We start from the raw sequence: 11,891 nt of genomic DNA, 5'->3' as shown, positions 1-11,891 counted from the left end.
CTACCACGCAGCCCTTGTTTAGCTTCTTTCCATTCTTGGATAGCTTCTTCATCAATCCAGAAAGTCAGTGAACCACGTTTAATCAGTGATTGATTATATAACTTCCAGTTTTTGGTCTTATAACGATGTTTTGGCATGAATATCGATGGTTTAGTGGGGAGTAAACGATCTGATCGTCAGTTTCACATTTAGTTCCATCGAATTACGCAACAAAGCCCGTCAACATCGAGCTATCCGAACACTCAAAAAGCAACTCAATAAAATCAACTACAGCTTCATAAGGTGGTACTTTAATAGAACCACTATTTAAGTCTGAATGACAATAATTGCATTTGTAGTTACAATTATTCATTAATGCCCAGTTTATATAAATAGACTTATATTTAGAACTACAACCAACAATCACAACTCCCTCCATGGGGTTAGCCTTAAAATTTTAAATTTATAATGATAGTAAAAAGAAAAAACCAATGACACAAACGCAGGAAATATAGACAAGAAAATGTAGTCTAATTTATTTGAAAAAAAACTCAAAACCATAACAAGACAAAACCAAAAAGAATAAACAATAAATAAGTTTTTATAAATCTCATTATAATAAAGAGGTTTAACTCTCAACCCTAAAAATCTTAATATCTTTATAAATGGCGTAATTTCAAGACCGTTAGCTCTTAATTCCAAAGATGCATTTTTGTATTTTTTTTCAAAATAGCACATATATACCTTCTCTATTTTCACGCTTTCGCGTGCCATTTAATCCTAAATTCAATAACCGCCATTACCATTAAAACATTGACCAGTGTAGGCACCAGCTGCTGCTCCCATTGTGGCCCAACCAAGGCCTCCAGCTGACCCCAAAACTGCTCCTGCAATAACATTTCCTATGCAATTAGAGCTAAATGGACCTTGACTTGGTTTACTGTAACTACCATTCGATGCTGGGTAACCACCATCAACCATTGAAATTTAATCAACACTTAAGTTATACATAAGTTATTTCCTTCTATTAAATTACAGTAAAAGAGTACTGCGCTCATAAAAACTATCTTGTTAACCAAGAAAAAAATGAATAGATATTGAAAAAAAAACCAAGCCATTAAAACATCAGCCAACCGGAAACCATTTTTCTACAACTCCACTAGAACAATTAACGGTCGAAAAATATTGTTAACCTATTAAGACAATAACAATAAACTTGAATGAACCCCATCCCTGATGAAACCTTTATTATGATCTCAACAAGGTGATTTTTACTTCCTTCATAATATTCAAACAATAAAATTGACAGAAGCATGAATACAATTAGAACTACAATCCTCCCCATAACAACCTCTATTTATTTTACATCAAAAGGCCATTACTAATAACCATACCCTCTCCCTCCTGTAGCAGATCCTGCCATTCCACCTCCGGTCTGAAGACCGTTCCCCATATACGCTCCACCTGAGTTGTTCATACCAGCAGCAACATTTGAATTTGGACCTGTTTGAGGGGTTGGAAGATTATATGCCTGCTTAGCAGCACTCGATACTTCACTAATTATTATCCCTCCAGTTATTTGTTGCGGCGTTCCAAACATTTTTCCACCATCACCACCACCATCAACCATTGAAATTTCATCAACACTTAAGTTATACATAAGTTATGTCCTTATATTAAATTACAGTAAAAGAGTATTGCGCTCATAAAAACTATCTTGTTAACCAACCTTTTTTCTTACCCAAAATTTCATCTGAATAACCGAGTAAATTAGGTAGCCACGTAATGGACTCTAATAAGGCTGAATATATTGGTGCTGTAATAACTTGTCGGTTTGATAAATCGCCAGAAAGTTCAAAGTCTTTTATATAAGATTGCACCAGTAAGAAATAAATCATTATATTGACAGCACCGATTGCAATTGGAATCCAAATACCGGCTGCAACCATAAAGCCAAACAAAACAATACTTGATGGAAATATATACTGGGCTGCGGTAAGCAAAAACCAAGGGGAGGCACATAAGCCTGCGAACCAATGAGTTTTCCATGCTTCTGTATACGCCTCTACTCGGCCTCGCGCCCAGCGCCTGCGTTGATTAAACAGTCCTTTCGTATCTGTTGGGCACTGCGTTGTTGCCTTAGCTTTAGGTGCATACCCTGTTCGATAGCCATTCGATATTGCCTTCCAGCACCACGCGATATCTTCGACCAACCACTCGCTCCAACCCCCTAATTGATTCACCACTGAAGCTCGGTGAGCAACAAACGCGCCAGCTAATACTGGAACACAACCTAGTTTGTCTTGGGCGGCTCTTATCGCACCATAAAAGCTAATGTGTTCATAATGCTGTAATTTGCCTATAAAACTGTCTTTATGGTTTTCTGGCGTAATATACCCACAGACCGCAGCGTATTTGTCATCAGACCAAAGCTTAATTACCAGCTCATAGATGCCATTGGTATCGATATAAGTATCACTGTCTACAACGACATAGACCTCTCCAGTAGCAATACCAAGGTCTAGTATATGATCTAAGGCAAAGCCTTTTCTTCCACCATTCACTGGCCTTTCTATTACTTGGAAGTCATGGTTCATCTCGGTGTTATCAATCCATTCTTTAACTCTACTGATTGCGTTGTTTGTAGAGCCATCATCAATAACAATAATCTGAATTTGACTTGGATAAGTCTGATCCTTTAATTTTTTTAGAGCAACAGCAAAATAAATAATTATTGATACACATAATTATTACATCATGTTGCAAGAGAAACTTGGATTCATAGTAAGCTTCAACTTAAAAGCTTCTTGACCCTCCATGATGAAGGTTTTAGTCACAATAATTTCGATGACTATACCGCTCTGGATTCGAATCATGGGCTTAAAGACAGTAGATATTAGTAATGGTTAATCCCTAGATTCTCGACACAACGTTGTTACCAGCAAAATCGATGGCAAAGTTAAAAGGCCAATCGCATATCTAGCGCTTATTATAGGCAATAAAAAAGGTTGGCACTTTTAAAGTGACCAACCTTTTTTTGATTGTAAATTTAAGCGAGTTTGTTATTTGCGTGGCTCGGTTCTCATGCCAAGAATTAAACTGACACACATGATCAGCAATACAAACACAAACGGTAATGCGGTCGACACCGCTGCCGCTTGTAATGCGCCAATCGCATCGCTGCCACCAACCCAAAGTAGTGCCATCGCAACTGCGCCTTGAACCACAGCCCAGAAGATACGTTGCGGTACTGGTGAATCAATTTTACCACCAGCCGTGATGCTATCGATAACTAAAGAGCCTGAATCCGATGAACTAACAAAGAACACCAAAATGAGCAAAATCGCAATACATGAGATAATTTGGCTCATTGGCAGAGCATCAAACATTTGGAACATCGCCATGGTCACATCAGAGAAACCATTTTGACCTAACATGCCGACTTTATCGGTTAACTGTTCAATACCAACGCCACCGAATGCGCCCATCCAAACAGACGTAATGATGGTTGGTAGAAGCAATACTGCGGTAACAAATTCACGCACGGTACGCCCACGAGAAACACGAGCGATAAACATACCAACGAATGGCGACCAAGACATCCACCAAGCCCAATAGAATACTGTCCAGCCGTGCATCCACGCTTCATCTTCACGACCAAATGGATTCGACAGTGGAATAATATTTTTTACATAGCTAACAATTGTTTCAGGGATCGATACCGATACCACATTGAAACACACCACAATGATGAACATGAGCAGAATAAAAGCGACCACCATGTTGATGTTACTAATAAGCTTAACACCACCATCGATGCCGCGGATCACTGAAATGGTGGTTAAAATGGTTACGCCAACAATAACGATAAGCTGCAACCCAACTCCTGCGTCAATACCAAACACATGGCCAATACCCGCTGCGGCTTGTTGCGCGCCAAAACCAAGCGAAGTTGCAAGACCAAACAAGGTAGCTAATACCGCTAAAATATCAATGATATGACCAGGCCAACCCCAAGTACGATCGCCTAAAATAGGATAGAAAATCGAGCGAATCGAAAGTGGTAAACCTTTATTGTAAGTAAAGAAGGCAAGTGATAGCGCGACAACCGCATAAATTGCCCAAGGATGCAGGCCCCAGTGATACATGGTCGCACCCAGCGCCATTTTAGCCGCTTCAGGGGTATTTGCTGCCACATTAAGAGGCGTTCCAAACCAGTCGGTATAATACGCTGCCGGTTCTGCCACGCTCCAGAACATCAAACCAATCCCCATACCGGCAGCAAATAACATTGCCAACCAAGAAAGATAAGAATGCTCAGCTTTCGCTTCATCACCACCTAAACGAATTTTACCAAAAGGCGATACAATCAAAGCAAGACAGAAAATAACAAAAAGGTTGCCTGATAGAACGAATAATACGTCGAATTTATCGATGATGGCATTTTTCACCCCATCTAATGCCACTTTTGCAGTCGAGGCATCGGTCACTAAAATCGCGATTAGAAACAGCAGGATCAAACCTGCACTGATGGTAAATACGGAGTTATGTACATCAAAACCCCACTTTTGGACATTATCTTGTCCTATCGTATAGTCGGTACTGTCTATACTGTATTTGTCTATACCCTTAGTCATACTTCTCGTCCATTTTGGAATAACAAATCGTTCTTAGCCTGCAAAAACATTTGCACACTAAACATAAAATTATAAATAATTAATTTTCTCTGATCTAGATCCTAACGATCCAGTCAAAAATATCTAGTTAAACTGTCAAAAACACAGTTAAACGAACAAAAAAACAGCATAAAATGCAAAAAAAGACCATTTAATAAGCGGCACCTCCCTGTGATCTAGATCCGAAAAACATTTCGCTCACTAAACATTATTTTAGTGATAAAACTATTTTTATTATAACAATCCTTTTTGCATTGCATATTTGGTTAATTCTGCAGTTGAATGTAAATCGAGTTTATGTTTAATATTTTGCCTATGCGTCTCCACCGTTCGGTAACTAATTTCTAACGCTTTGGCAATTTTCTTGCTGCTATTACCTTGCGCCACTAATTTTAAGATCACATCTTCACGGCGACTTAACGGATTCACTTTGCTATTAACGGGATCGCTAATAGGTTGAGTAAATAACGTTTGAGTCACCGATTCGCAAAAATAAGTCGAGCCTTGATGTACGGTTTTTATTGCCTGTACTAATTTATCGGCTGAAATATCCTTGAGCATATACCCAACCGCACCAGCTTGCATAACTTTCATTATGTATTCGCGATTATCATGCATGGTGAGTATTAATACTTTTACCTGTGGGTATTGCTGTTTAATTTGTTCCGCCGCTTCAAGCCCCGTCATTATTGGCATGCTAATGTCCATTAACACCACATCAGGGTGATGCCCCCCTACAGCCTCAAGTGCTTCTAGTCCATTACTGGCGGTCGCTACTACATCTATACAGGCTTCTAATTGTAAGCGAGCCACAAAGCCATCCAACACCACTTGATGGTCATCCACCACCAAGGTTCGTATTTTGCCATCACGACCAATTTTTTGATCCACAATGTCATTCATATTGTTCAGACCTTATATCTTTCGGATAATATTGGTTTTAAGTAATACGGTTATTTCGGTTCCACCGTTTTTTTCACTATTGATCTCAAACTCACCCCCTAAAAAATCGACCCGTTCACGCATGTTTCGTAAACCAATACCGCTTTTCGAGCCAATTTGCGATAACGGAAACCCAACTCCATCATCACGCACAATCAATTGAATTAAATTGGCAATGTGTTGCAAACGAACATCAACTTGAGAGGCCATAGCGTGCTTCTCTATATTCATCAGTGCCTCTTGCACCACACGATATAGCGTAATATTAATTTCATTATCAAGGCGCTGATCGCCAAGTAATATCGTTTTATTGAGTTGTAATTGAGTGTGCTCGGAAAAATCACTTAATAATGAATTAATTGCAGACTCCAAGCCCAAATCATCTAACGCACTGGGGCGCAGATTATGCGAAATTCGTCTAACTTCTAAAATGGCGGTTTGCAGTGAGTGTTCGGCTTTGCTGATCATCGATAAGGTTTTACTATTAATGCAGCCCTCTGTGATCACGCTGTGCGATAAAATATCTAAATGACACTTACTCGAGACTAATAGCTGATTAATACCATCGTGCAGTTCACGCGCAAGGTGTTTTTTTTCATCCTCTTGAAACAAAACCGTTCGATTCACTAAGTCTTTTAAACTTTTATCGGCCAATTTGTATTCATGAAAATTTATCGCCAGGGTCAAAACAATGATCACCGCCACCGTCACGGATAACAACGCTACCACAGAGAAAAAAGTTGCTTCGATATTTTGGTTAATGGTCTCGGTCAAGCCCATGACCTCTTGCTCTATGTCATCAATATATAACCCAGTCCCCACCATCCATTGCCACTTATCTAACCACACGGCGTAACTTAGCTTTTCTTCCAATTGATTATTGCTGGGCTTGTTCCATAAATATTGATGAAATCCGCCACCAGTCTGAGCCTCAAAAAGCAACGCTTCAATCAAGTAGTCACCATCAGCATCTTGCAATTTTATGAGATTTTTACCGATCAAATCTGGTTGGATAGGATGAACAAGATTGGTGCCGCTTTTATCGTACACAAAGAAATAGCCATCGTGACCATAGCGTAAATTGGATAAAATAGTTTTTACCCGAGATTTGGCATCGGCATCATTTTTAGCCGCAGGATGATAGACATGACTAATCGCGGCAAGCGCAAGTTGCAGATTATCTTTTAACGCCCGTTCGCGAGACTCCACCAGCGTGGCGCGAAAGGTATTGATTTCTTTTTCACCTAACGCTTTGGTTTGGTGAACAAAGATCCAACTGATACTTGCTGTTACGCACAATAACGGGATCAATGTGAGTAAAAACAGTTTCGCTTTTAACGGCATTCCCTACCTCGAAACTCAAATTAAAGCGTCTAAAAACATCCATTTAGATGAATAATATTAACACTAAAGTGAAATTTTCGATGGGATAAAAAAAGAATTCAGCGTACTGGTCACAAAATCAATATTAAAAACAATAAAGGCAGTGACTAAAATGCCACTGCCTATTAAACCCACTTTGTATCAATGCTAATAAAATGCGCTCATGCCGTAGAACTCAGGGAATATAAGTAACGAGATCAACACCATCACTTGTATCGCAATAAACGGCATTACGCCTTTATAGATATCGCGCGTGGTGATGCCATCCGGCGCAACCCCTTTTAAGTAGAATAAGCTAAAACCAAATGGCGGCGTTAAAAATGAGGTTTGCAAATTCATTGCGATCAATATGCCAAACCACATCAAATTAATGCCCATCAGCTCGGCAACCGGCACTAAGATTGGCACGATAATGAAACAAATCTCAATAAAGTCGATAAAGAAACCCAACACCAAGATCACTAGCATGGTGACAATTAAGAAGCCCCATTTATCCCCCGGCAGAGACGTCATCCACTCTTCAACCAAGTAATCACCACCGGTATAAACAAACGCCATTGAAAAGGCAGTGGCTCCCAACAAAATCGCAAATACCATCGCAGTCACTTTGACCGTTTCTTGCGCGCTTTCATACAGCATTTTCCAGCTAAACTGACGGTATAATAATGCTAAAACAATCGAACCTGCACCGCCCAGAGCCGCCGATTCGGTTGGAGTAGCGATCCCCGCAAAAATCGATCCTAATACCACCACAATCAAGGCCAGTGGCGGGATAACCGCAAACAAAGCTTTACGGATTTCTTGTTTGCGCGAAATATTCTCTTCTCGCGTCATGCATTGCGCTTCTTGAGGATTTAGGTGCGCATAAATTAAAATATAAATGACATAAGCGCCCACCAATACCAACCCCGGCAAAATAGCAGCATGGAATAAATCACCCACCGGCACGCCAAGTACATCACCTAACAAAATTAACACGATGGAAGGTGGTATAATTTGTCCTAAGGTGCCCGAGGCGCAAATAGTGCCGCAAGCCAGCCCTTTGTTGTAATTGTATTTCATCATAACTGGCAAGGAGATCAGCCCCATCGCCACAACAGATGCTCCCACTACTCCAGTGGAGGCCGCCAGTAATACGCCAACCAATACAGTAGAAATCGCGATCCCGCCACGCACGCCACCAAATAAACGCGCCATCGATTCGAGTAATTGTTCGGCTAATTTTGTTTTTTGTAACACTAGCCCCATAAACACAAATAGAGGTACTGCCATTAATACGGTGTTTTGCATGATCGATTGAATACGGTATGGCATAAAAGCAAACATTTCGGGCCCTTCTGCCCATATACCAAAAATCAAGGCGATGCCGCCAAAGGTAAATGCCACAGGAAAACCAATTAACAAGGCAAATAACGCCACCAAAAACATCACAATACCGATCATGATAACTCTCCTTGTGTATTGGATGACTTCGCTTCTTTTCCAAGCTCAGGGTGCAGCGGATTGATCAAACGATTGATCGAATTGAGTAACATGCCGATACCACTGACCGCCATGCAGAAAAAAGATAAGGAAATAGTGGATTTAATGATCCAACGATACGGCAAACCACCAGGATCGCCCGAGGTCTCACCAAGCTCATACGATTCATGAGCATAATTAATGCCATACCAAGCGACTAGTAAACAAAAAGGCAGCAATAAAAAAACCACCCCTGCAATATCAATAATCGCGCGAGTGCGGACGGAAAGGTTTTCGTAAATAACATCGACTCGTACATGGCCACTGGTGCGGATGGCATAGGGTACGCCTAATAAAAATACCACCGAAAATAAATGCCATTCCATTTCTTGCATGCCAATCGAAACGTCATTAAAGGCATAACGCATCACCACGTCATACACCACATTAAACATCAACATAATAAACAGCACGCTAGCAATCCAACCGAGCACGTCACCAAAACGGTTAAAGCCCCTCTCCAGTTTTATTAAGCTCATCTCTCTACTCCTTGAGAATGCCACAGTGACAATGAAAAAAGCCGCAAAGTCGTGATGATGAATAAGGTCATCTTCGACTTTACGGCTAGGGCTTATTTAGCTTCGTTATCTAAATAGGCTTTGGTGGAAATATCGGTCCATGCTCGTACTTGTTTTAAATACGCCGCTTGTGACATTTGTATTTCTTTGGTGAGTGGATCTTTTGCGGCATGCTCTTTAAGTAGCTTATCGTTTGCGGCGCGCAAAGCATCCATCACTTCAGGTGGGAAGTTTTTGACTTTTACATTGGGATAATCAGTTTTAATCGTCGCCCAGTTTTTACCACTTTCATGCACAGCCTGAACATACATATCGTAAGCGGCGGTTTTCATTGAAATGCGCAAGATCTCTTGTAGATCAGCCGGCAACTTATCCCACACTCTCTTATTGACTAAGAATTGCAACTCAGAGCCCGGCTCATGCCAACCGGTGTAGTAATACGGCGCAATTTTATGAAAGCCCATGCGTAAGTCTAATGATGGACCGACCCACTCTAGCGCATCGATAGTACGACGCTCTAATGCGGTATACAGTTCACCCGGGGCAATATTGGTTGGTTTTGCCCCAAGCTCTGCCATGATTTCACCGGCAAAACCAGGGATACGCATTTTCAACCCTTTAAGATCATCAACCGAATTGATTTCTTTTTGAAACCAACCGCCCATTTGAAATTCGGTATTTCCGCCAGGGAAAGACATCAAATTGTGCGGGCTATATACTTTTTCCATCAACTCCATGCCACCACCGTAGTAGAACCACGCATATTGTTCAGCCGGTAACATACCAAAAGGCATAGAAGTGAAATATAAAGTGTTCGGTACCTTGCCTTTCCAATAATAAGAACCCGAATGGCCCATGTCGTATTGACCCGATTTCACCATATCAAACACCCCTAAAGGCGCTTTGTGTTTATTGGCAGAATCAATTCGAATTTGTAATCGACCATTGGACATTTGTTCTGCCATTTTAGCCATGTTTTTGGTGGCATCTCCAAACACAGGGAAATTTGCTCCCCATGTTTCTGCAAGCTTTAAGCGATAAACCTTTTCTGCGGCGCTAACACTGGTTGCCATCATGGCACTACAAGCAAATATCGCTATCAAGGTCTTTTTCACCACACCCTGCAACGTTTTTTTCAATAAACTCATACCTTCGTCCTTTGGTTATTATTGTTTTATCCTCAATTTATTGAAGTAACTGTTTAACTTTTTCAATGACTCACAGTGACTTTAATAATTTTAAAACAGTGGATTTATGTCCAATCCAAAGCAAGATTTGCTTATATAAGACAACTTTCCAATCGGGAGCTATACGCATTTAACGCCTCTAAACCAAGGTACAACCAAAGCGGTTCAGACCAAAGTATTAAGTATAAGTACTGACTCTTTAATATTTTCCTTTAAATTTCAGTTGCTAATATCTGTGGGTATTTGCCTAACGTTTATTTCTACCTAAGTAGTTGCGCTTGAATTTTTGTCACTTAATTGTGAATATTGTGATGTTAAACGCTTACCTCATCGACCAAGCCATATCATTAAGCATTAAGCATTAAGCATTAAGCATTAAGCATTAAGCATTAAGCATTAAGCATAAAAAAACCCTCGAGATTGAAAGATCAATCTTGAGGGTTAATATATTTCACTTAGTTTTGCTATCTGCAGGACAACATTCGCTCAACTGCAGATTTAAGCTAAAATGATTTACAAAGGCTTATGCCAATTTGTAAATCACTTTATTACCTTCTGCTTGCTCTTTAACCACTAGGTTTTCTTCAAGTAGTTTTTTCAAGCCGCCGGTCGCCCATGCTGCGGCTTTAGCATCTTCTTGACCTGCTGCTAAGCCAATATTTTTAGGGCTAATACCAGACGCATTTGCCGCGACAATATCAAGAACAGACTGCTGCTTTGGTGTTAATTTAACGTCTTGAGCGGCTTCTACTGCAGCGTCAATTGCGGCAGTCGCCACTTTTTCAACTTTAGCAGCAACGGTTTTGACTTTTGCTACCGCTTTTTCTGCTTTAGGCTTCACAGCAACGACTGTTTTTTCTGTCGCTACTTTGGTTGCTTTAAAGGTTTTTTTAGTTTACGTTGTACATTGCGTTTATGTGCAAGTCTCATCAAAGTTCTCCACAAGTCACTATAAATAGTGTGGTAAAAATGTTGAACGGAGTTATAACAAAATATAAATCAAATTCACAGCGACTGGCTGTTTTTTACACTAAATTGCTAACATTTATTTGAAAATTCACAAAATGCAGTAATAAGTCTTAACTTTGATTATTCATTCTGCATTTAAAAATAGCGTCTCACCACGAAAGGATATCGATGCCAACCTTACAATTATTCCAGCAACAACCGTCTATTCCGCTGTGGTTGAAATACACTCTCGTCGCGGTACTATTATCTGGCTGTCTCATTATTCATGCCTACTCAAATAGCAAAATCACGCTTCTTTTTGCATTCATCATCGCCAGTTTATATTTCACGGTTCAACAATTAATCTATAGCCAAAATATTGGTTTTACCTTAACCCGTGATCATCTACAACAACATGTATATCGTGGCGGTTGGGTTTTAAAGTGGCAAAATATCTGTCATATCGGTAGCGGTGAATACCTAAGGCAAGGTTGGTCGACGCCAATACCTTGGGTCGGTATTGGCATAAAAGATCATCAGCCTTTTATTAATTCAATTAGCCCGAAAGTGATCACTAAAATTTTAATCGAACAACGTAGTTTGCTCTACTTAGGGCTTTGTTGCGTAATTCGATGGAACTAAATGTGAAACTGACGATCAGATCGTTTACTCCCCACTAAACCATCGATATTCATGCCAAAACCTCGTTATAAGACCAAAAACTGGAAGTTATATAA

At 40.2% G+C, this 11,891-nt stretch carries 10 protein-coding genes and 2 pseudogenes; 1 reads left to right on the top strand and 11 read right to left on the bottom strand.

The genetic code is table 11. The features are described from left to right. The 11 genes and pseudogenes from HC723_RS15320 to HC723_RS15270 form a co-directional block, all read right to left on the bottom strand. Positions 1-137, bottom strand: a pseudogene (locus HC723_RS15320) (IS5/IS1182 family transposase); the annotation flags it as partial. Between the two features lie 265 nt (positions 138-402). Next, entirely contained in the window at positions 403-753 is a 351-nt protein-coding gene (locus HC723_RS15315) for a DUF6404 family protein (protein ID WP_190339691.1), read from the bottom strand. A gap of 607 nt (positions 754-1,360) precedes the next feature. After that, positions 1,361-1,639: a hypothetical protein gene (locus tag HC723_RS15310; RefSeq protein ID WP_190339690.1), complete on the bottom strand. Its 279-nt coding sequence runs from the start codon at positions 1,637-1,639 to the stop codon at positions 1,361-1,363. 52 nt (positions 1,640-1,691) lie between these two features. After that, positions 1,692-2,708 (bottom strand): glycosyltransferase family 2 protein, encoded by a 1,017-nt coding sequence (locus tag HC723_RS15305; protein ID WP_342365765.1) that lies wholly within the window; start codon positions 2,706-2,708, stop codon positions 1,692-1,694. Between the two features lie 333 nt (positions 2,709-3,041). After that, the gene (locus HC723_RS15300) at positions 3,042-4,616 is read right to left on the bottom strand and encodes a BCCT family transporter (protein ID WP_153447028.1); all 1,575 of its coding nucleotides are present in this window, start codon (positions 4,614-4,616) and stop codon (positions 3,042-3,044) included. Between the two features lie 273 nt (positions 4,617-4,889). Then, positions 4,890-5,558, bottom strand: a complete 669-nt coding sequence (locus HC723_RS15295; RefSeq protein WP_190339689.1) for a response regulator transcription factor — start codon at positions 5,556-5,558, stop codon at positions 4,890-4,892. Positions 5,559-5,570: 12 nt separating this feature from the next. Next, positions 5,571-6,941, bottom strand: a complete 1,371-nt coding sequence (locus tag HC723_RS15290) for a cache domain-containing protein (protein ID WP_190339688.1) — start codon at positions 6,939-6,941, stop codon at positions 5,571-5,573. A gap of 186 nt (positions 6,942-7,127) precedes the next feature. Continuing rightward, complete coding sequence (locus tag HC723_RS15285; RefSeq protein ID WP_190339687.1) at positions 7,128-8,423, bottom strand: TRAP transporter large permease; 1,296 nt, start codon at positions 8,421-8,423, stop codon at positions 7,128-7,130. Beyond that, a complete protein-coding gene (locus tag HC723_RS15280) occupies positions 8,420-8,980 on the bottom strand; it encodes a TRAP transporter small permease subunit (RefSeq protein WP_153447024.1) in 561 nt (186 codons plus the stop codon). Before HC723_RS15280 ends, HC723_RS15285 begins: the two co-directional genes overlap by 4 nt. A 92-nt stretch (positions 8,981-9,072) precedes the next feature. Continuing rightward, positions 9,073-10,167 (bottom strand): TRAP transporter substrate-binding protein, encoded by a 1,095-nt coding sequence (locus HC723_RS15275; RefSeq protein WP_190339686.1) that lies wholly within the window; start codon positions 10,165-10,167, stop codon positions 9,073-9,075. A 562-nt stretch (positions 10,168-10,729) separates the two neighbouring features. Next, positions 10,730-11,136, bottom strand: a pseudogene (locus HC723_RS15270) (MarR family transcriptional regulator). 207 nt (positions 11,137-11,343) lie between these two features. Between HC723_RS15270 and HC723_RS15265 the strand changes: the two are divergent. Then, on the top strand, positions 11,344-11,796 hold the full coding sequence (locus tag HC723_RS15265; RefSeq protein WP_190339685.1) for a DUF2982 domain-containing protein: 453 nt from the start codon (positions 11,344-11,346) through the stop codon (positions 11,794-11,796). Positions 11,797-11,891: the final 95 nt, after the last annotated feature.

It is taken from the genome of Vibrio sp. S11_S32, from assembly GCF_014694465.1.
GTDB lineage: Bacteria > Pseudomonadota > Gammaproteobacteria > Enterobacterales > Vibrionaceae > Vibrio > Vibrio algicola.
Note: the sequence above shows the minus strand (reverse complement) of the source record. Positions and strands in the feature narration are given on the sequence as shown.